The organism is Gordonia alkanivorans NBRC 16433 (genome assembly GCF_000225505.1).
GTDB classification, from domain to species: Bacteria; Actinomycetota; Actinomycetes; order Mycobacteriales; family Mycobacteriaceae; genus Gordonia; species Gordonia alkanivorans.
Map to the genome: position 1 here is coordinate 13181 of NZ_BACI01000002.1, position 21387 is coordinate 34567.

Annotated in this window: 20 protein-coding genes; 15 read left to right on the forward strand and 5 right to left on the reverse strand. The window is 67.5% G+C overall.

Features of this window, described 5'->3' with window-relative positions:
* Positions 1-25: 25 nt before the first annotated feature.
* From GOALK_RS00080 to GOALK_RS23005, 4 genes are all read right to left on the reverse strand, one after another.
* Complete coding sequence (locus GOALK_RS00080; RefSeq protein WP_373278698.1) at positions 26-1483, reverse strand: M28 family peptidase; 1458 nt, start codon at positions 1481-1483, stop codon at positions 26-28.
* 123 nt (positions 1484-1606) lie between these two features.
* Positions 1607-2122 carry a MarR family winged helix-turn-helix transcriptional regulator gene (locus GOALK_RS00085; protein WP_006356733.1) on the reverse strand — a complete coding sequence of 172 codons (516 nt, stop codon included), beginning with the start codon at positions 2120-2122 and terminating at the stop codon, positions 1607-1609.
* Positions 2123-2327: 205 nt separating this feature from the next.
* Positions 2328-3875 (reverse strand): AMP-binding protein, encoded by a 1548-nt coding sequence (locus GOALK_RS00090; RefSeq protein WP_006356734.1) that lies wholly within the window; start codon positions 3873-3875, stop codon positions 2328-2330.
* Positions 3876-3917: 42 nt separating this feature from the next.
* Positions 3918-4349, reverse strand: a complete 432-nt coding sequence (locus tag GOALK_RS23005) for a VOC family protein (RefSeq protein WP_006356735.1) — start codon at positions 4347-4349, stop codon at positions 3918-3920.
* A gap of 149 nt (positions 4350-4498) precedes the next feature.
* Here GOALK_RS23005 and GOALK_RS00100 point away from each other — a divergent pair, with 149 nt between their 5' ends.
* Positions 4499-5476: an NAD(P)H-dependent flavin oxidoreductase gene (locus GOALK_RS00100; protein ID WP_006356736.1), complete on the forward strand. Its 978-nt coding sequence runs from the start codon at positions 4499-4501 to the stop codon at positions 5474-5476.
* Positions 5477-5595: 119 nt separating this feature from the next.
* Here the strand turns inward: GOALK_RS00100 and GOALK_RS00105 are convergent, their stop codons facing one another.
* Positions 5596-6453 carry a MaoC/PaaZ C-terminal domain-containing protein gene (locus GOALK_RS00105; protein WP_006356737.1) on the reverse strand — a complete coding sequence of 286 codons (858 nt, stop codon included), beginning with the start codon at positions 6451-6453 and terminating at the stop codon, positions 5596-5598.
* A 116-nt stretch (positions 6454-6569) separates the two neighbouring features.
* Here GOALK_RS00105 and GOALK_RS00110 point away from each other — a divergent pair, with 116 nt between their 5' ends.
* The 14 genes from GOALK_RS00110 (at position 6570) to GOALK_RS00175 (ending at position 21384) form a co-directional block, all read left to right on the forward strand.
* On the forward strand, positions 6570-6962 hold the full coding sequence (locus GOALK_RS00110) for a Zn-ribbon domain-containing OB-fold protein (protein WP_006356738.1): 393 nt from the start codon (positions 6570-6572) through the stop codon (positions 6960-6962).
* The gene (locus GOALK_RS00115) at positions 6959-8167 is read left to right on the forward strand and encodes a thiolase family protein (protein WP_040003884.1); all 1209 of its coding nucleotides are present in this window, start codon (positions 6959-6961) and stop codon (positions 8165-8167) included. Before GOALK_RS00110 ends, GOALK_RS00115 begins: the two co-directional genes overlap by 4 nt.
* A 40-nt stretch (positions 8168-8207) precedes the next feature.
* A complete protein-coding gene (locus GOALK_RS00120) occupies positions 8208-9353 on the forward strand; it encodes a CaiB/BaiF CoA transferase family protein (RefSeq protein WP_006356740.1) in 1146 nt (381 codons plus the stop codon).
* Positions 9350-10525, forward strand: coding sequence for an acyl-CoA dehydrogenase family protein (locus tag GOALK_RS00125; RefSeq protein ID WP_006356741.1), 1176 nt, complete (start codon positions 9350-9352; stop codon positions 10523-10525). The genes GOALK_RS00120 and GOALK_RS00125 overlap by 4 nt, the downstream gene beginning before the upstream one ends.
* Positions 10526-10538: 13 nt before the next feature.
* Positions 10539-11492, forward strand: a complete 954-nt coding sequence (locus tag GOALK_RS00130) for an acyl-CoA dehydrogenase family protein (protein WP_006356742.1) — start codon at positions 10539-10541, stop codon at positions 11490-11492.
* 67 nt (positions 11493-11559) lie between these two features.
* Positions 11560-12777, forward strand: a complete 1218-nt coding sequence (locus GOALK_RS00135; protein ID WP_006356743.1) for an acetyl-CoA C-acetyltransferase — start codon at positions 11560-11562, stop codon at positions 12775-12777.
* A gap of 29 nt (positions 12778-12806) precedes the next feature.
* Positions 12807-13595 (forward strand): enoyl-CoA hydratase/isomerase family protein, encoded by a 789-nt coding sequence (locus GOALK_RS00140; RefSeq protein WP_006356744.1) that lies wholly within the window; start codon positions 12807-12809, stop codon positions 13593-13595.
* 104 nt (positions 13596-13699) lie between these two features.
* Positions 13700-15295, forward strand: coding sequence for a class I adenylate-forming enzyme family protein (locus GOALK_RS00145; protein WP_006356745.1), 1596 nt, complete (start codon positions 13700-13702; stop codon positions 15293-15295).
* A 3-nt stretch (positions 15296-15298) separates the two neighbouring features.
* Positions 15299-16435, forward strand: coding sequence for an Rv3169 family protein (locus tag GOALK_RS00150; protein ID WP_006356746.1), 1137 nt, complete (start codon positions 15299-15301; stop codon positions 16433-16435).
* The gene (locus GOALK_RS00155; protein ID WP_006356747.1) at positions 16432-17442 is read left to right on the forward strand and encodes a phosphotransferase family protein; all 1011 of its coding nucleotides are present in this window, start codon (positions 16432-16434) and stop codon (positions 17440-17442) included. The genes GOALK_RS00150 and GOALK_RS00155 overlap by 4 nt, the downstream gene beginning before the upstream one ends.
* The gene (locus tag GOALK_RS00160; RefSeq protein ID WP_006356748.1) at positions 17439-17825 is read left to right on the forward strand and encodes a hypothetical protein; all 387 of its coding nucleotides are present in this window, start codon (positions 17439-17441) and stop codon (positions 17823-17825) included. The genes GOALK_RS00155 and GOALK_RS00160 overlap by 4 nt, the downstream gene beginning before the upstream one ends.
* 115 nt (positions 17826-17940) lie before the next feature.
* The gene (locus GOALK_RS00165; RefSeq protein WP_006356749.1) at positions 17941-19146 is read left to right on the forward strand and encodes an acyl-CoA dehydrogenase family protein; all 1206 of its coding nucleotides are present in this window, start codon (positions 17941-17943) and stop codon (positions 19144-19146) included.
* A gap of 61 nt (positions 19147-19207) precedes the next feature.
* Positions 19208-20131: an SDR family oxidoreductase gene (locus GOALK_RS00170; protein WP_006356750.1), complete on the forward strand. Its 924-nt coding sequence runs from the start codon at positions 19208-19210 to the stop codon at positions 20129-20131.
* Positions 20128-21384: an FAS1-like dehydratase domain-containing protein gene (locus GOALK_RS00175; protein WP_006356751.1), complete on the forward strand. Its 1257-nt coding sequence runs from the start codon at positions 20128-20130 to the stop codon at positions 21382-21384. Before GOALK_RS00170 ends, GOALK_RS00175 begins: the two co-directional genes overlap by 4 nt.
* The last annotated feature ends 3 nt before the right edge of the window (positions 21385-21387 follow it).

Consider the following 21387-nt stretch of genomic DNA (forward strand, 5'->3'; position numbering starts at 1 on the left):
TGGTTTTCAATCAGTGACGGCGGAGTCAGCCTTCGGTCCGTTGCCGCCGTTCGACCGACGGAACGCCGTCGGGACCGTTCGTCGCGAGCGCGTAGGCGGCCACCGCGTGGGCGACCGCGGCGGCGTTGACGGCCAGCAGATCGGTGTTGATGTTGTCGATCGTGTCGCGGGGGCTGTGATAGTTCGGATCGAAGGCCACCCCGGCCTCTCCGCCCCACATCTCGGCTTCCTTCTCGCTCTTCTTCCGCTCGGCCCCGGTTGCCACGCCGCCGGCCGGAATACCGACCGCGATGAACGGACCGTAGTCGGATCGACCGTCGAAATCGGCCGCGCCCAGCTGGATTCCCCGGTCGGCGTAGAACTTCGCGAAGACGCGTTCGATGCCGTCGGAACCGGCCGGACCCGCCGCGGCGCCCTTGCGTTCGGAGTCGTCGCCGTCGTAGGTGAAGTACCCGCCGTTGGGGGAGGCGAGCATGTCGAAGTTCAGATACAGCGCGAGGGCGCGTCGTCCGGCGGCGTCGAGACCGCCGACGTACTCGCGGGAGCCGACCAGACCGTCCTCCTCGCCGCCCCAGAACGCGAAGCGCATCCGGTGGGGGACCCGGGGTGACGACCCGAGGCGCAACGCCGTCTCGAGGACCGCCGAACTGCCGCTCGCGTTGTCGTTCATGCCTGGTCCTTCGACGACGCTGTCGAGGTGGGCGCCCGCCATCACGACGTCGTCGGGCGTCCCGGTGCGGGTCTCGGCGATGATGTTGCGGGTCGTGATCGGGGTGGTCTCCGCGTCGACCTCCAGCCGCAGTTGCTCGGCCTCGCGCACCTGGTCGGCGTCGTCGCGTGCCACTGCGAGAACGGGTATGTCCGGCACGTCTTCGGTGCCGAGGGTCAACCCGAACGGCGGCCCGTCCTCGTTGTTCACGATGACGACTCCGACCGCTCCCGCCGACTGAGCGTGGCGGGCCTTGTCCGTGAAGGTGCAGTCACCACGGGTGATCACCGCGAAGGCCCCGCGCACGTCGGCCGGGAAGTCGGCGGGTGCGCACCCCGCAGCGGCGACGGTCACCGGTTTCGCGGTGACCGGCTCGCGGGTCCCGACCGAGTACTCGAGCACGTGTCCCTTCACGTCGCGGCCGTCGGCGGAGAACTTCACCGACTCGAGGTCGTAGCGCTTGTAGCTGAACTCCGGCGTCGTGACCTCGAACCCGGCGCCGCGCAGTAGTCCGGCTACGTAGTCGACCGAGGCGTCGTAGCCGGGGGTACCCGACGCGCGGGTCCCGCCGTGGTTGTCCGCGATCTGCTGGAAGGCTCGGACGTGCCCCATGACGCGGTCGAGGGTGACCGCGTCGGCCAGACCGGCCGGGGTGACGTCGGTGACCGGTGGCCCGACGGACGGCGTCGAGACCGGGGCCGAGGACGCACTGCGCCTGGGACTCTCCGGTCCGGCGCCGCCGCAGCCGGCGATGGTGACGGCCACGACGATCACCGCCACCAGACGAAGCCCGGCGGACCGACCGGGCCGGTTCCGGTGTCGAGGCGGTGACTTGCTGTGCGCGCTGGGCGCGCACTGATCCGGCCGGGTCACCTTCTGAGCTTCACACCCGGGTTCTCAGGCGTCCCCGGCGCCCTGTCGCATGGCGGTCAGCGCGTCGCGGAGCCGTTTGACGTCTTTCGGAGTACTGCCGGTCATCCCGAAATCGACGCCGGTCAGGCCGCGCGTGGCAGCGGCTACGATCTTTCGGCCCTGGGGGGTGATCGTCACGCAGGTGGCACGACGGTCGGTGGGGTGGGGGCTGCGCTCGAGGAGCTTGCGAGCCTCCAGTCGGTCGGTCGCCAGCGTCGCGGTGGTTGCGTGCACCATGAGGTTGCGCGCCAGGCTGGAGATCAGACGGGTGCCGTGTTCGGATAGTTGCAGTGTCATCAGGAGCAGATAGTCGGTCATGTTGAGACCGTGCTTCTTCAGCTCGGTTTCGACCTCGTCGGCGACGATGCGCTGGTAACGCAGCAAGGAAGTCAGCGTCAGGAAGCGCTGCTCGTCCCCGTCGAGCTTCTGCTGTTCCCAATAGTGGCGTGCCCAATCCACCGGGTCGGTGATCGTGTCCGGCGTCTTCTGCGTGCTCGTCACTGCTCTGCCTCCTGTGGCCTGGTCTCCGCTGTCGGCCGAAAATGAAAGTCTACGCCTTGAGTATCGGAACAGCACAGTGGACGGGTCTGTGTGATCGCGGGAGACGCGACACTCTCGGAGACCCGACCTCCGCGAGGATCGTACGTCGCAGGACCGCGGAATGTCGGGGCCGGCCCGGTCTGCCGGTCACGCCTGGGTGCGATGATCACGATGGGACACGCTGCCGGGCGCCGAGTTCGGTGACGTCGGATGCTTCCCCGGCGGAGAGTCTGCGCATCGCCCGCTTGTCCAGCTTGCCCACCGCCGTGCGCGGCAGCGAGTCGGTGAGATACACCTTTCGCGGGATCTTGTAGCCGGCCAACCGGGTTCGGGCGTGGCGCTCGATCTCCGCCATGCTCAGGGGGTCGCTGGGATCGGCCGGGACGATAAGGGCTGCAAGACTTTCGCCCATCTCCTCATCGGGAACCCCGAAACATGCGACGTCGGCGACGGCCGGATGGTCGGCCAGTACCTGCTCGACTTCGGCAGGGTAGATGTTGACACCCCCGGACACCACCGTGTCCGAGAGTCGGTCGGTGATCCAGACGTAGCCGTCGGCGTCCATGTGCCCGGTCTCGCCGAGGGTGAAGCGCTCCCCGCTGCGCGTTCCGTCGGTGTAGTTGATGCCGTGACCGCTGGTGTCCAGAAACCACAGTGGCCCTTCGGTTCCCGGCGGTGCGGGCCGGCCGTCGGTGCCGGCGACGAACGCTTCGAACGGTGGAACCGCACGGCCCACGGACCCGGGACGTTCGAGCCACTCGGTAGCGCTGATCATGCAGGTGGTGCCGACTTCGCTGGCACCGTAACTCTCCCAGACGATGTCACCGAACCATTCGATAACGGCGCGCTTCACCGGGAGGGGGCACTTCGCGCCGACCTGCAGGACGTGTCGGAGCGAGGCGAGGTCCGCGGCGGCACGACGCTCATCCGGGAGGGCGAGTAGGCGCTGGAAGTGTGTCGGAACCATGATGGTCGAGCCGATCCGGTCGCGTTCGAGGGCGGTCAGTACCGACTCGGCCCGGAACTTGCCGGTGACGGTGACAGGTGTGCCACCCGCGAACAGGCGTGTGCCGGTCAGCGGGCCGGAGTGGTACAGCGGGCCGACCACGAGGTGTCTTCCGAATTGCACCATGTGGTTCCGGCCGAGTCCATCGAGGTGTTCGGCGATGTTGTCGCCGCCGACCCAGGACGTGAACGGCAGTTCGACGCCCTTCGGGCGACCGGTGGTTCCCGACGTGTAGACCAGCGTCCGTCTCGGTGGCATGTCGGTCGGCGGCTCGTCCATACCGTCGCACCAGTCGGACCACGGCCTCACCCCGGCCGGGTGGTCGGCGTCGCCGCCCCACGCGACCACCGTGCGGATCCCGGCGAGACGGGCCGCTTCGGCCGCAACGTGGACTGTCTGCTGGTCGCACAGGATCACTTCCGCCTGTGAATCCTCCAGTATGTGCGCCGTCTCCGTGGCCGTCAGGTGTGAATTCACCGCCACCGCAGACGCGCCACCGAGGATGCACGAGACGTGGGCCAGGAGGGTCTGTGCCGAGTTCGATGCGATGACCGCGACCCGACGCAGCGGACCCAGTTCCGCGCGCGCCAGTGCATTCACCGCCGGCCGCAGCCGCCGGTCGACCTCTGCCCAGGTCAGGGACTCGTCGTCGTCGCGTAGGGCGATCTCGGTGGGTCGTTTCCGGGCGAGCCGACCCGCGAAGGTCACGGCGTCACCGCGGGCGGTCCGGCCACCGATGGCTGGGTTCGGCTACGCGGCGTCATCGCGCTGCACGAACTCGATGGTGTTGCCATCGGGGTCGGTCACGAAGGCGATCCATGTGCCCGACTCGACCTCGAAGGGCTCCTTGAGGACCGACGCGATTCCCGACTCCCGGCAGTCGGCGAGCAGTTCGGCGAGATCGTCCACCGAGATGGTGAGGTAGCGAATCCCGGTGCTCGCGCCGATGCCGCCGACAGCCGCGGTCGAGGCGGGTGCGGTGTCGTACACCAGCATCTTGAGGAGGGCGTCGCCGAGTTGGAAACGGGTGATCGAGACGCCGCCCATGCGAATCCGATCGAGCTCGGGGAGGCCGAGTACGTCGCGGTAGAAGCAGGTCATCTCATCGATGTTCATGGTCACGATGCCGAGATCGACGACTGGTTTGGACAAGGCGGCGGCCATGAATTCCTCTGCTTCCATGAGGTCTGGACTGATCAGTCATACTCCAGTCTACAATAGTAGAGGTATAGAGTACTAGTGGATGCTCGGGAAGCCGTCGGCGGGAGCATCGACCCGCACCCCAAATCGCACGACGGTGTCGTCGAGTCCGTTGTGGCAAGGAGATGTTGATGATGAGAACACGCTTCACCGAGACCTTCGGGATCGATCATCCGATCGTGTGCGGCGGGATGACCGCCGTCGGAAGGGCGGGCCTCATTGCGGCCGTCGCCGATGCCGGTGCTCTCGGCTTCCTGACGGCGCTGACGCAGCCGACCCCCGAGGATCTCGCCATCGAGATCGGCCGGGTTCGCGAGTTGACCGACAAGCCCTTCGGCGTGAACCTCACCATCCTGCCCACGGTGAATCCGGTCCCGTACGACGAGTACCGCGACGCCATCATCGACGGCGGGGTCAAGATCGTGGAGACGGCCGGGGCCAATCCCGAACCGCACATGCCAGCCTTCAAGGCCGCCGGCGTCAAGGTGATCCACAAGGCTGTTGCCGTCCGGCATGCGCTGAAAGCCGAACGTCTCGGGGTCGATGCGATCAGCATCGACGGCTTCGAGTGCGCCGGACACCCCGGCGAGGACGATGTTCCGGGACTGATACTCATCAACGCGGCCGCACGGAAGCTCTCCATTCCGATCATCGCATCCGGCGGCTTCGCCGACGGTGCCGGCCTGGTCGCGGCGCTCGCGCTGGGTGCGGACGCCGTCAACATGGGCACGCGGTTCGTCGCAACCACCGAATCGCCGGTGCATGACAATGTCAAGCAGCAGATCGTCGCCAACGACGAGCGTTCAACCGTCGTCGTTTTCAGGGAGTTCCGCAACACTGCGCGGGTCGCGCGCAACGCGGTCTCGGAAGAGATCGCCGAGATCTCGGCGCGTCCGGGGGCGACGTTCGCCGACGTCGCGCACCTCGCGTCCGGTGAGCGTGGTCGCCGCGAGGTGCTCGACGCCGGGAACATGGATGGCGGGATGTGGTGGGCCGGACAGGCTCAGGGGCTCATCGACGAGGTGCTGTCCTGTCGTGAGGTCGTCGACTCGATCGTGTCGGAGGCCGAGTCGATCATCGGTGACCGTCTGCCGAAGCTGCTGGGATGACCCGGTGGGTCCCGAGGTGATCATGCTGGAGACTTGCTGATCGGCCGTCGGACCGCTCATCACATGACCGCCGCCGGAAGGCTCTTCGCCGGCGGCGGTCACCTGATGTCGTCAGGCTCTCACTTCACGCCTGCGAGGCCGCCGGTGAGCACCTCCTTGTCGTGGCGTCCTCGCATCCGGAAGCCGACAGAGCTCGCGTCGGGACGCCACAGGTCGACGGTGAGCGTGTCGCCGGGCCAGACCGGTCCGGCGAACCGTGCCGACATCGACGTCAGGGTTGCGTCGGGCCCGGCCACGTCCAGAACCGCGCGGCCGGCGAAGCCAAAGGTGCACAGGCCGTGCAAGATCGGCTGGTCCATGCCGGCGCGGGCCGCGAACGCCGGATCCGAGTGCAATGGGTTGTAGTCGCCGGAGAGTCGATAGATCAGCGCCTGATCAGGTCGCGTCTCGTAGGTGAGCGTGGTGATGAGGTCGGGATCGGTGGGGGCCTCGGTGGTCGCCGAGTTCGACCCGGCGAGACCGCGTTCGCCGCCCCAGCCTCCGACGTCGCGAATGAACAGACCGGCTGAGCTGCGCCACAGCGCACGGCCGTCGGTGCCGGTTCCGGTGGTCTGGGCGACAATGAGTGCCGCTTTGCCCTTGTCCCACATCTCGGTGATCTCGGTGACGGCCTGCGCTTCGCCTTCGACGGGGATCTCGTCGAGGATCTCCACTCGCTGTTCGGCGTGCAGCAGTTTCGTCCAGTCGAACCGACCGGCCTTCTTGAGCACGCTGAAGTCGACTCCGAGGGTCACCGGCATGGTCGGCACCATCTGCTGCTCGACACCCTTGGTGTTGTTGGTGGTGAACTGCAGGTCGTCGGTACCGGCGCCCACACCCAGCGCGTACAGCATGCAATCGCGCGAGGTCCACCGGACGGTTCTGGGCTCGCTCGTGGCTCCCAGCGCGTTCGGATCGAAGGGTTGCGACTGCGACATGGCGTCTCCTGATTCGCGGTTGTGGTCGAGATGGTCGTGTAGTAAATACTCTAGTACTATACAGTTTAGTCGGCCAGGTTTTCCTGACCTGGCATCCATCCCTCGAAAGGCGCGAGATGACGCAGACGATTCCGGCGGTCGACTACCTGGTGCTGGGAGACCAACCGCATCTGGTCGCGAACGCATGTGTGCAGTGCGGAGCCCTCTACTTCGACCGTCGCAACGCGTGCGCCAAGTGCTTTGCCACGGACTTCGAGTCCCGGCCGCTCGCCACCGAAGGCGTCCTTCGCGCGTACACGATCGTCCAGCGCGGTGCGAAGAACGGTCCGTTCACCTCTGCGGTGGTCGAGCTGACCGGCGGGGGTGTCGTCAAGGCGAATCTGCTGGGCGTCACCGAGGCCGACGGCATCCGGCCGGAGATGAAGGTCCGGTTGGCGACTTTCGAGGCAGGTACCGATGACGACGGAACCGTCGCCGTCGCTTTCGGATTTGAACCGATCGGAGCATGAGCATGAGTGACAACGTCTGGATCATCGGCACGTCGATGACGAAGTTCGGTCGATTCGCCGACCAGGATCTGCTCGACCTGGCGGCCACCGCGTCGCTCGACGCGCTGGCTGACTCCGGTCAGACCATGGCCGACATGGGAATGCTGGCCCTGGGCAACGTCTACGAGGCGAACTCCCACAACGGCCAGCGTCTGCAGAAGCAGATCGGTCAGACCGGCATCCCCGTCTACAACGTCGTCAACGCGTGTGCCACCGGGGCGACCGCGGTCCGCGTGGCGATGATGGGCATCAAGGCCGGCGAGTGCGACATGGCGCTGGCCGTCGGTGTCGAGAAGATGGGCAAGATGGGCATGCTCGGCGGTGCTGCCCGCAAGGCGGGGGAGAAGAAGATCTTCACTCCCAAGGGCCGCTACGGAGCAGTGGTGAAGACCGAGGGCCTCCTCGGTACCGGTCTGATGCCGGGTGTCTTCGCGCAGGCGGGCACCGAGTACGCGCTCGCCCACGGCGTCACCGCCGAACAGTTCGCGAAGGTCGCGGTGAAGAACCACCTCCACTCGACCCTGAACCCGTTGGCGCAGTACCGAAAAGAGTTCACCCTCGACGAAGTCATGGGCGCCGAGGTCATCAGCCATCCCAACACGCTGCCGATGTGTTGCCCGACCGGTGACGGTGCCGCTGCGGTCGTGTTGGTCTCCGATGCCAAGCTCAAGACCCTCGACCCCGACGTCCGACGCCGCGCGGTCAAGATCAGTGCCTCCGTGATGACCTCGGATCCGTGGGTCGACGGCGGCCAGGTGCAGCCCGACGTCAACACCCTGACCAGGCTCGCGGCCGACCAGGCCTACGAGATCGCCGGCATCGGCCCCGATGATCTCGATCTCGTCGAGCTACACGACTGCTTCGCCACCGCAGAGCTGATCCACTACGACAACCTCCGACTGTGTGAACCGGGTGGCGCGGGCGACTTCATCGACTCCGGCGCCCCGATGCGGGATGGCCGGATACCGGTGAACGTGTCCGGCGGTCTGTTGTCCAAGGGGCACCCCATCGGGGCCACCGGCATCGCGAATCTGTACGAGGTCGCAACCCATCTGCGCGGTGAGGCCGGCGACCGCCAGATCGAGGGCGCCAAGGTCGGCCTGACCCACGTCATCGGCCTGGCATCGGCATGCGCCATCCACGTGCTGGAAGCCCCGGCGGCATGACTCCCGCGACCGTGACCGTCGAAGCCGAGAAGGAGCGCTGATGTCCGGACCGCTCACCGGTGTACGGGTGCTCGAGATCGCCAGTGCGGCACCAGCTCCGTTCGCCTGCATGATGCTGGCCGACCTGGGTGCCGACGTGGTCACTGTGGACCGGCCGGCCAAACCCGGCCGCACCCCGCGGCGGCCCAACGATCCGCTGGTGCGGTCGCGCCGCTCAGTCGTCGCCGACCTCAAGAACCCGGCAGGTGTCGCGACCGTGCGTCGCCTGGCCGCGAACGCCGATGTCCTGGTGGAGGGTTTCCGTCCGGGCGTGATGGAACGCCTGGGACTCGGGCCCGACGATCTCGCCGTCGTCAATCCCGGTCTGATCTTCGCCCGGATGACCGGTTACGGCCAGGAGGGCCCGCTGTCTGCTCGTGCCGGCCATGACATCAACTACATCGCGGTCGCCGGGGCGCTCGAGCCGATCGGGCGAGCCGGTGAACGGCCGCTGCCCCCGCTCAATCTCATCGGCGACTTCGGCGGTGGCGGAATGCTCTTGGCGGTCGGCATTCTCGCCGCACTCCACGAGCGGTCGACTTCCGGTCGGGGACAGGTGGTGGATGCGGCGATGGTCGACGGCGCGGCGTTGCTCACCTCGTTCGTCCACGGGGTGCGGGCGGACGGCCACTGGTCCGACGAGCGGGGTACCAATCTCCTCGACGGAGGTGCCCCGTTCTACGACACCTACCTGACCGCGGACGGCCGCTACATGGCGGTCGGCGCCCTGGAGCGTCGCTTCTATCAGCAACTGCTCACGGGGCTGGATCTCGACGACGATCCGGGCTTGCCGGGCCAGATGGACCGCGACGGCTGGCCGGAGCTGCGCTCTCGGTTCGCTGCCGCATTCGCGACGCGCACCCGCCGGGAATGGACCGAGATCTTCGCCGACCTCGACGCCTGCGTGTCTCCGGTACTCGCGCCGGGAGAGGCGCCCGACGGTGAACATGCCGTTGCACGAACGGGATTCATCGATGTCGGCGGGGTTCGCCAACCTGCCCCGGCACCGCGATTCTCGCGGACGCCTGCCGCGACACCGTCCGCGCCCCGCCTGCCCGGCGAGGACACCGAACAAGTGTTGGCGGACTGGGATGCCGGGGGTCTCGCCGGGGGAATCCTCACCGAGAACGAGGTTGCTGCACCATGACCACCGCAGAGTTGCTGACGGTCCCGAACACCGTCGACGAGGCCCGTACCGGCTTCCGTTCCTGGCTCGACGACAACCGGGAATCCCTGGCGGAGTTCCGCGAAACCGGCGGCGAGCTCACCGAGGTCTTCGAACGGCTCGGCCGACTGCAGCGGATGCTGTACGACGCGGGCTGGATCCGCCTGGGCTGGCTTGAGTCGGCCGGTGGTCTCGGTGGCCGGCCGATCCTGCGCGCCATCATCAGCGAGGAGCTCGCAGCCGCGGGCTACCCGCCGCCGTTCTCCTTCGCCACCCAGGAGGTGCTCGGACCCGCCGTCGCCGAGTTCGCATCCACCGAGCTGGCGGCGACGGTCCTCCCGCGATTGCTGCGCGGAGAAGAGACGTGGTGCCAGGGCTTCTCGGAGCCCGGAGCGGGAAGCGACCTCGCGTCGTTACGCCTCAAGGCCGTCCGGGCCGATGGCGGCTGGCGGGTGTCGGGCGAGAAGATCTGGACGAGCTGGGCACAGCTCGCCGACCGCTGTCTGCTGTTGGCACGGACCGGCTCCCTGGACTCGGGCCACCGGGGCATCTCGGCGTTCCTGCTGGACATGGACACGCCGGGAATCACGGTGAGCCAGTTGCGGAGTATGAACGGTGACGACGAGTTCTGTTCACTGTTCTTCGACAACGTCTTCATCCCCGACGAGCGGGTGCTCGGGAAGGTCGACTGCGGCTGGGCCGTCGCCATGCACGTGCTCGCCGGCGAGCGGGGTGCCGCGGCCTGGCAGCGCCAGATCTGGTTACGCTCCCGACTCGACGCCCTCGCCACCGATCCGTCGGCGAACGTCGACGACGCCGTTCTCGGCGAATCGCTGGAACTGCTCGCCGCACTGAGACTCCTGTCGCGACGCACCGTGCGCCGGCTGTCGGCCGGCGAACCGGTGGGATCTACGACGTCGCTGGACAAGCTGGCCATGTCGACGGCCGAGAAATACCTCTTCGACATCGCGCTGGCCGGAAAGACCGAGGACATCGTCTTCGGCGGTCCAGCGGGCGAGAGTCCGGACATCGAGGTCGATGGGGCCATCTGGCGCAACGACTATCTCTACAGCCGGGCGTCGTCGATCTACGGAGGCGCGGCCGAGATCCAGCGCAACATCATTGCCGAACGCCTACTGGGCTTGCCCCGTTGAGGTTGGAGATTCCATGGACGACGACGACATCAGCCAGATCCGAGAAGCGCTGCTGCAGACGGTCGATGCCGACCCCGCCGCAGCACGCGAAGCGGTCACCGAGTTCGGCTGGGACGAACTGCTCGCCGATCAGGAGGACATCGCGGTAGCTACCTTGCTACCGATCTGGGGCCGGTCGCTGGCCCACGGAAGTCTGCTGACCCCGGTGATGCTCTGTGCCGGAGGTGTCGACTCCCCGACCACGACCCGGATCGTGCTGCCGCGCATCAGCTCGTCCGTCGTGCCGGGCCGATACGACGGTGAACGTGTCGTGGTGGATGGTGTGCTCTCCGCCGGAGACGGGCCCATCCTGGTGCCTGCGGCGTCCGACGGCGACATCGTGTTCGCGGTGTGCGAGACACCAGAGCTGCCGACGGGCGATCCCCTCGACCCGACCGCCGGCTGGACCCGCCTCACCGGGACATTCACTGTGACCGAGCAACTTTCGCCGAGTGGGCACACCCCATCGCAGGCGTGGCCGCTCATGGTGGCGGCGGGCCGGCGTGCCCTGACCTACGAGCTGCTCGGAGCAAGCCGCGCGATGCTCGACATGACGGTGGAACACGTCACGTCGCGGCAGCAGTTCGGTCAGGCGCTCGGTTCCTTCCAAGCGGTCAAACACCAACTCGCCGACGTGCACCTCTGGATCGAGGTCGCACAACTGGCCGCCGACGCGGCGTGGGAAGACCGCGGCGAGGCGTCGGCGGCACTGGCCAAGGCGGCCGGCACGCGTGCCTCCGCCACCGCACGCAAGGTCTGTCAGCAGCTCCTCGGCGGCATGGGTTTCACATGGGAACACGATTTCCATCGCTACCTGCGTCGAGCTCTCACGCTCGAACCGCTCCTCGGTGGAAGTGTCGATCTGCACCGTGAACTCGGTGCCGCCCTCCGCGTCGGCTCGGTCAGTCCCGCGCTGGCGCCCCTGTGACCCCTGATCCCCGAAAACTGAAAGCTGGCAACACGATTGCCGGCTTCCCCGATTGTGAGGAGAACCCATGACCGAAGCATGGATCATCGATGGCGTCCGCACGCCGCGCGGTAAGGGCAAGCCGTCGGGCGCGTTGCACGGCGTGCACCCCCAGGAGCTCCTCGGCGGGCTGCTCCGCGCACTGACCGACCGAGGACTGAACGCCGATGACGTCGCCGACGTCATCATGGGCAACGGCGAACATGCCGGAGACCACGCCAACGACGTCGCACGCTCGGCGGTCCTCACCGCCGGTTGGCCGGTGAGTGTGCCGGGCGTGACGATCAACCGGTTCTGCGGTGGTGGGCAGCAGGCGGTGATGGCTGCGGCCACCGGTGTGCTCGCCGGGTGGCAGAACGTTGCCGTCGCCGGCGGCGTCGAGTCCATGTCGCGGCACAGCTACGGTCAGCCGCTCGATGCGAACAACCCGGTTCTCCGCGAGCGCTACCCGCTCGTCCCGCAGGGGATCTCGGCGGACCTCATCGCCACGCTCGAGGGATTCAGCCGCGCCGACGTCGACGCTTTCGCGGCGCGCAGCCAGGAACTCGCGGCGACCGCGATCAAGGAGAACCGCTTCGCTCGGAGTCTGGTGCCCGTGACCGATGCCGCCGGCACCGTGCTGCTCGACGCCGATGAGCATGTCCGTCCGGGCACGACCGCGGAGTCGCTGGCGTCGCTGCCGGCCTCGTTCGCGCGTTCGGGTGCGAAACCCCGCGACGACCGCAGCCGCTCCTTCGACGACATGTGCCGCGAGGTGTACCCGGAAGTCGGCGAGATCCAGCACGTCCACCACGCCGGCAACTCCTCCGGAGTCGTCGACGGTGCTGCGGCAGTGGTGGTGGCCTCCGACGACTACGCCAAGGCACACGGCCTGACCCCGCGGGCCCGCATCGTCACCGGTGCTGTCCTCGGAGCCGAGCCCGTCATCATGCTCACTGCTCCAGGACCGGCGTCGAAGCAGTGCCTCCGCCAGGCCGGGATGAGCGTGGGCGACATCGACCTGTGGGAGATCAACGAGGCGTTCGCCGCCGTTCCTCTCAAGGTCATCAGGGATCTGGCGATCGACCCCGACCGGGTCAATGTCAACGGTGGCGCCATCGCGCTGGGGCACCCGATCGGGGCCACCGGGGCGATGCTCCTCCAGACCGTCGTCGACGAGCTCGAACGACGCGACCTCACAACAGGTTTGGTGACGATGTGCACCGGCGGGGGCATGGCGACCGCGACCATCGTCGAACGAATCTGAGACGTGCCATACCACCCGCGAGGAGAGTCATGAGTTACCGGACAGTCACCGTCGAGCGGCACGGACATGTCGCCGAGCTGCGTCTAGACCGACCCGACCGCCTCAACGCCTTCGACGACGAACTGGTCAACGAGTTGCCCGGTGTGCTGACCGACCTCGCCCGTGACACCGAGGTCCGCGCGGTGGCGTGGACCTCGACCGGACGGCATTTCTCCGCCGGCGGCGACATGGAGACGATTCTGGCCGGATACGCCGATCTGAACGTGCTGCTGCGCGGCGTCGACGACGGGCGACGGCTGTTCCGCGCCTTCGCGGACTTCCCGAAGCCGCTGGTGACGGCCGTGCAGGGCAGCAGCTTCGGGGTCGCGACCAGTCTGGTCTTCACCTCGGACGCCGTGGTCGTCGCGCCGAAGACGAAGCTGTCCGACCCACATGTCCACATGGGGCTGGTGGCCGGTGACGGGGGAGCGGTGACATGGCCGCTGAGTGCGGGCCTGGCCCGGGCGAAGCGGAAGCTGCTCTGGGGCGAGCCCCTCACGGGACCGGAGGCGGTCGAGCTGGGCCTCGCCACCGACCTCGTCGAGTCCGACGAGCAGCTGCGTCCCCGGGCGTTGGAACTGGCCGGTCAGGTCGGGAGTCTGCCGCCGATCGCCACCCAGCTGACCAAGCGGGCGTTGAACAGGGTCCTGTCCCAGCAGACCGATCAGGTGCTGGACGCGGGCTTCTATCTCGAGGCGTTGTCGAACCGCAGCGATGACGTCGTCGAAGCGGTGAACTCCTTCAAGGAGAAGCGCCCCGGGAACTGGTCGGGAACCTGACTCCGGGCAGAAACGGGCGCGCCGAGCCCAATAGATCTAGTAATAAATACTCTAGTAATCTACTATTGAGTTAGCGCCGGAATGGTGCGGGAGAGTGAGGGAGCATGAGCGCCGAGACCGTTCGGGACCTGGTGTGGGGCGAGGAGGTCGTCGAGGCTGCCTACGCCGGTCATCCGGGGCGTATCTATGCGAAGGCTCCCGGTTCTCTGGTGGACCTTCTGCGTACCGCCGGCCCGTGGAATGAACGCGACTTCCTGGTGCAGCGTGACATGCGAATCGGTCACACCGCGTTCCACGCGGCGATCCCGGCGGCGGCCGCATACCTTGCCGCCCTGGGTGTCTCGCGGGGCGACCGGGTGATGCTACACAGCTACAACCGTCCGGAGTTCGCGCTGGCCACCTGCGCGGTGTGGTGGCTCGGCGCGGTGCCGGTGTACGCCAACCGCTGGTGGAGTGCCGATGAGTCCCGGCATGCCATCGAGGTGTCCGCACCGGTCCTCGTGCTCACCGACACTCCTGAGCTCTTCGGCGACGTCGGTATCGTCGTGCGATCCATCGCCGACCTCACCGCCTGCTGGACGAACCCGGTGCCGCACGAGCCCACCGACGGTGTCGACCTCGACGACCCCGCCCTGATCCTGTTCACGTCGGGTAGCTCCGGTGCCCCGAAAGCCGTTGCGCTGTCGTCGCGGTCGGTGATCACCAACCAGCAGAACCTGCTGGTGCGTTCCCGTCGCCTGCCGCACAACCTCGCGCCGGACACACCGCAGCAGGTTGCTCTGGTGTGCACCCCGCTGTTCCACATCGGCGGGGTGTCCAACATCCTGACCAACCTCCTCATCGGCGGCCGAATGGTCATGACGGCCGGCAAGTTCGACGCCGGTGAGATCCTCCGACTCATCGAAGCCGAGCGGGTGCAGACCTGGGGCGGCGTCCCGACCATGGCCATCCGGCTTCTCGAGCATCCCGACTTCGACGCCCACGACCTGTCGAGCCTGCGCTCGTTCCCGCTCGGCGGCGCACCGCTGCCCCCGGCTCTGCTGGACCGGATGACCACCAAGCTGCCGCAGCTCAAGCGGCGTGGTCTGGCCAACACCTGGGGCATGACCGAGACCGGCGGCTTCATGACGGTCGCCGGCAACGCCGACCTCACCGAACGGCCCGGTACGGTCGGCCGACCGTACCCCGTCGTCGAGGTCCGCATCGACGCCCCCGACGATCGGGGCATCGGGGAGGTGCTCGTGCGTGCTCCCACGGTGATGCTCGGCTACGTCGGTCTCGACGACGGCACCGTCGACACCGAGGGTTGGCTGCACACCGGCGATCTCGGTCACCTCGATCCCGACGGCTATCTCTACCTCGACGGCCGCAGCAAGGACATCGTCATCCGGGGCGGCGAGAACATCGCCTGCGCCCACATCGAGAAGGCGATCCTCGGACATCCCTCGATCGTCGAGGCCGCCGTCTTCGGTGTGCCGCACGACGATCTCGGCGAGGAACTGGCCGCGGTGGTGACCCACCGGGCCGCAGAGCCGGTCAGCGTCGACGACCTGGTCGCGCACTGTCGTACCACGCTCGCGTACTTCGAGGTCCCCACCCACTGGCGGATCGACGACACGCCGCTCCCCACCCTCGCCGGGGAGAAGCTGAACAAGAAGGCCATCAAGGCAGACTTCATCGCCGCCGGCCTGGAAGGATGACCGATGTTCCTCAGCCCGGCTGACGAGTACTTCACCCACCAAACCGCACTGACCCACGCCATGGTGGCGACCAGTGACCCGTCGTGGCGCGAGCGCTACTGGGTCAGCTTCCAGGACACCGAATCAGGCGACACGGTCCTCACCCTCGGGCTGGGGCGGTACCCGAACCAGGATGTCATGGAGGCGTTCGCCTGCTTCTCCAGCGGCGAGCGGCAGACCAACCTACGGCTGTCCCGGACCCTGCTGCCCGACAGCCACGGCATGACCGTCGGACCCCTGTCCTGCGAGATCGTCGAACCCCTTGCGCAACTTCGGTTCACCCTGGACGACAATGATTCCGGCTTGCGTTTCGACATCACCTTCGAGGCGACCTTCGAGCCCATGCTCGAGGGAAGGTTCTTCCAGATCAGTCGCGCGCGTGCGACCTACGACGCCATCCGCTACGTCCAGCACGGCCGGGCGCGCGGCTGGATCGTCACCCCCGACGGCCGCCGTATCGAGGTGACGCCCGACCGCTGGTGGGCCGAACGCGACCACTCCTGGGGGACCCGACCGCTGCCTCGTGCCGAAGGGCAACCGCCGGGGGAGCGGCCGGAGTGGAAGATGCTGATGTTCGCACCGCTGCAACTGCCGGACCTCGCCGTGCACATGTACCTGCAGGAGTCGCGTCCGGGGGAACCGGTTCATTTGTCGGCGAGTGCGATTCGCCCACCCGGCGACAACCGGGAACTACCGCCGATCGTCGCCGTCGACCACGACCTCAAGTGGGCGGAAGACGCCGCGGCGCCGACCCTGCTCGGCGGACGCGTTGTCCTGACCCTGCTCGGTGGCGAGACCACCGAGCTCGAGATCACCGCGTGCAAGGGGCGGGCTCACCTGCGCGGCGGCGGCTATGAGGGCTGGAACGGCTGGCGGCAGGGTCAGTGGCGCGGAGAACTCACCGCCGAGCACGACGAGTGGGACCTCACCGACCGCGACAACTTCTACCGTTACGCGAAAGCGGGATCGGATCACCTCGTCGAGGTGCGTCACGGCGACGACGTCGGTTACGGCGTCATCGAATACATGGTGCTGCCCGGGTACGGCCGCTACGAGGAGGCACTGCCTCCGCCGCGCGCATCACGGTCGGATTCGCGATGACCGGACTGCGTCCGGGGCTGCTCGAACTCCTCGACGGCACCGGGTTCACCGACGCCGACGACCCGGTCCGCCTCGGCGGTGGCAGTTCTCAGGAGAACTGGGCCTTCGAGGCGATCGCCGCAGATGGTCGCCGTCGCCCGCTGTTGCTGCGACGTGCGCCGCAGAGCGGAGTCGTCGACACCGAACGCGACGTCGAGTACGACCTGCTCCGCCGACTGGCGGGCACCGGGCTGCCCGTCGCCGCCGTCCACGCGCTCGATCCCGACGGCTCACTGATGGGACGTCCGGCGATGGTCGTGGACCGTCTCGTCGGCCGCGCCGACCGCGCGGTGCTGCGCGACCGTGATCCGTTGCGGCTCGGATCTTCCGGACGACTCGCTCTCGCCGAAGCGCTGGCAGATCTGTTGGGTAGGGTGCACCGGCTGGACCCGGTAGCGCTGGGCATACCCGGCATCCTGGAATCGCCCGACGATCCCGGGCGCACTGAACTCGATCGGTGGGAGGCCGAGCTCGACGGCGTCGAACTCGGACCACACCCGGCACTCCGCGAGACGATCGCCTGGCTGCGCGCACACCTGCCGGCTCCGTCGCCGATTCGACTGGTCCACGGCGACTTCCGGCCCGCCAACGTCCTCATCCACGGGTGCGCCATCAGTGGGCTCCTCGACTGGGAACTGGCCCACCTGGGCGACCCGCACGACGACCTCGGCTGGTACACGTGCTCGGTCTACCGGAACGAGCACTTCGTCGACGACCGCTGGGGACTCGACGATTTCCTACAGCGGTGGTCGCAGACCTCCGGGCTGGAGGTGGACCGCGAACGGCTGCACTTCTGGCAGGTCATGACCGCGCTCCGGTTGGCCGTCATCGCACTGACCGGTGTGAAGGCATTCTGCGACGGTGCGACCGACCGTCCGGCCGGACCCACTCGCCGGATCGAGCTGATCGCGCTGCGCGAGACCGGACTGCTCGACGGTTCCGGACATCGGTCAGGAGGACGGTCATGAGACCGCGACCATCAGAGATCATCGCCGGCATCCGTACGGTTCTGAAAGATACGGCCGCCCCCTCGTGCAGCGGCGAACATGCGCGCGCACGTCTCGACGAGATCCGCGCGGTACTGGCGCAGGTCGACTGGGACAACGCAGGATTCGAGCTCGCCCAGCGAACAGATCGACTCGAGGTCGCGTTGCGAGAGGCACGGCGGTGGCTCGACGACGAGCTGCCGCCGAAACCCGAGCAGCGGGAGTACGCCGCGATCGAGCAGCACTACGAGCGGCTCGCGGCGCTCGCGGCGGCGGCCTTGACCACGCTCCGTGAGGCCAGGGATCGCGGCCCGGAAGCCGACGCCGCGACGGAGGCATATCAGGGGTTGTTGCGTTCCCTGTGAGGACTACGGTCCGCCGCCCGAGGGCGTCGGTGTGGTGTCGTCACATCCATATAGTCTAGAACTAAACTATTCGATGATAGTGTAAATCTGAGGTTTCGGTGAAGGTGGTGAGCTCATGACTCCGACCATTGATGAGTTCGTCGGTGAGGCAAGGCAATTCCTCGGGGCGGTGACCAGGAAGCAGGGCGGGTCGACACCCGACGCGGCGGCCAAGTCGCGATATGCACTGTTCTCCGGTTCGACCGACGCCGAGTTGACCGCGGCGGTCGACTATCAGCGAGCGGCGTTCGACGCAGGGTTCGGCTGGATCACCGGTCCGTCGGACCTCGGTGGTTCCGGACTGTCGGGTGCCTACGAGAGGGCCTTCGCGGCCGTCGAACGCGAGTTCCCGATCCCTTCGAAGGGGCCGCTGTCGGTGAGCCTGGGCATGGTTGCCCCGACCCTCGCGCAGTTCGGTTCTCCGGAGGCGACGGTTAAGTGGCTCACAGGGTTACGGCGTGCCGACATCATCGGCTGCCAGCTGTTCAGTGAGCTCGCCGCCGGGTCAGATCTGGCTGCGGTGCGCACCAGGGCGGTGCAGGACGAGGGCAGCGGGGAGTGGACGCTCAACGGGCAGAAGGTCTGGACTTCGGGGGCGCACTACTCCGACATCGGGATCGCGCTCACCTGCACGAGCGACGGTCCACGGCACAAGAACATGACCGCCTTCGTCGTGGACATGCGGACCCCCGGCGTCGACGTGCGACCGCTGCGTCAGATCACCGGTGCGGCCGACTTCAACGAGGTGTTCCTGACCGACGTGACGCTGCCCGACTGGTGCCGTCTCGGCGAGGTCGGACAGGGCTGGTCGGTCGCCATCGCGATGCTCATGCACGAACGGAACGCCATCGGGGGATCGTCGAGCGGCGGCAGCGGCTTGTTCCGGATGGACGACCTCGCGGCCTGGATTCGGGATCTCGGTCGCCACAAGGACCCCGCGGTGATCGAGGCCTTCGCCAGGGTCTACTCGGGCGTCACCTCCGCCAAGGCGATGCGCCGCCGAGCCGACGCCAATCTCAAGGCCAACGGCGTTCCGGGTCCGGAGATGTCGCTCGGCAAGCTCGCGCTGACGGCAAATCTGCAGGCGCTCAGCGACCTCGTGACAACCGTGCTGGGTCCGCGCCTGATCGCGGACATCGGCGTACCGCGCACCTATGCCTGGTCGGAGTTCGTGCTCAGCGTGCCGGGGATGCGCATCGGCGGCGGTACCGATGAGATCCACCGCAATACGGTGGCCGAACGCTTTCTCGGTCTTCCCAAGGACAAACCGGCTCGAACCTAGTTGCCGGCAACCGATTTCGTCGCCCCGCATACGGGCGACGACTCACAAGTAAGGAAATTCGATGGGACACCTCGACGGAAAGACAGTCATCGTCACCGGCGCCGGCCGCGGCATCGGACGTGAGCATGCTCTGCTGTTCGCGGCGGAGGGCGCCAACGTGGTCGTCAACGACCTCGGTGGTTCGCAGGACGGCAGCGGCGCCGCAACCGGTCCGGCCCAGGACGTGGTCGACGAGATCGCCGCGGCGGGCGGTCGCGCCGTCGCCAACGGTGACGACGTCGCCGACTCGGCGGGCGCCAACCGGATCGTGGCCACCGCGATCGACACCTTCGGCGGCGTCGACGGACTGGTGAACAACGCGGGAATCCTGCGGGACCGCGTGCTGGTGAACATCGACGACGATGACTGGGATCTCGTACTGCGGGTGAACCTCCGCGGTACCTTCCTCATGACCCGCGAGGTCTCACGCTTCTGGCGCGAGCGGAGCAAAGCCGGCGAGCAGGTTGCCGGATCGGTGGTCAACACCAGCAGCGAATCGGGCGTCTTCGGCAACCCGGGGCAGACCAACTACTCCGCTGCCAAGGCCGCGGTCGCGAGTCTCACCCAGGTCGCCAGCAAGGAACTGGCACGCTACGGCGTGCGGGTGAATGCGATTCTGCCGCAGGCACGGACGCGGCTCACCGAGGGTGCATTCGGCGACGCTCTGGCCGGCAAGGAAGGCGAGTTCGATCGCTTCGACCCGGCCAACGTGTCACCCTTCGTCGGGTACCTGCTCGCGGCGGAGTGCCCGCTCACCGGCGAGGTCTTCCTGGTCGGCGGTTCGCGCGTGCAGCGGATCAAGCCGTGGGCCAAGGATTCGGAGTGGAAGCTCATGACCGACGGTCGGTGGACTCTCGACGCGCTGGCCAAAGCCGTCGCCGACGCCGGCATCCCCAGCGGCGGCAGCACCTGGACCGCCAACCCGGAAAAGGCGGCTGCGAAATGACCACCACCGAAACAACTCCGGCGACAACTGCGGTGTCGACGACGTCTGATGCGGTGGACAAGACCACCGAGGCCAAGATGCCCGAGGCGGTCATCACCGACGAGATGATCGCGTCGATGGAAGCCCGTGCGGGTGTCGACCTCCGGATCGACCACTCGATCAACAACGAAGAAGCCACCCGCATCGCGGTGATCAAGTTCGCCGGCGGGATCGGTGACATCAACCCGTTGTGGACCGACGCCGAGCACGCCGAACGATCCGATTACGGTGCGCCGGTGGCGCCTCCGTCCTTCGTCATCGGGTGCTTCTCCGGCATCCAGTTCGGCTGGCCCGGACTCGGCGCTTTCCACAACGCCACCCAGGCACGTTTCCACCAGCCGGTCTACTGGGGCGACACGATCACCGCGACCTGCCGATACGATGGCTTCACCGGCCCGCGTCCGAGCAAGTTCGCCGGCCGGATGGTGACCGATCACTTCGTCAACACCTACCGCAACCAGCACGGTGAGCTCGTCGCCGAGATCGACTGGCAGGTGGTTAATTTCGAGCGCGGTTCGGCGAAGTCGCGCTCGAAGTCGGCAGTGAAGGACTCGGGCAGGCCGGAACTGGTCCTACCGCATCCGTGGCAGGAGGAGGAGATCCGCGAGGTCGAGGAGCGGGTTCTCGACGAGCAGCCGCGCGGCGCTGAACCGCGCTACTGGGAGGACGTGCAGGTCGGCGACGCGATCCAGACCCTCACCAAGGGACCGATCGGCCTGACCGACGAGGTCGCCTTCATCGCCGGCGGCGGCACCCCGATCCCGCGACTCAAGGCGCACGCCGCCGCACTGGTCGACTACCAGGCGCACCCGGCGTGGTCGTTCCGCGACCAGGTCATGGGATCCAGCGAGCCGATCTACGCGGTCCACTACAACAAGGCGGCCGCCAATGCGATGGGCGTGGCCTTCCAGTACGACGTCGGCTTCCAGCGGCAGTGCTGGCAGACGCAACTGCTCACCAACTGGTGCGGTGACGACGGCTGGGTGCGCGATTGCAGTTCCGAGTACCGGGGCTTCGTTTACCTGTCCGACGTGGTCACCCTCGGCGGCGAGGTCACCGGCAAGTCGGTGGGCCAGGACGGCGAACATCTGGTGGAACTGCGCACCTTCGCACGCAACCAGCGCGGCGCCGATGTCATGCCCGGAACGGCGACGATCGCGCTGCCGACCCGCGACGCGACGTCGCCGGTCGCGCGTCGAGCCCGAACGGACTAGGGG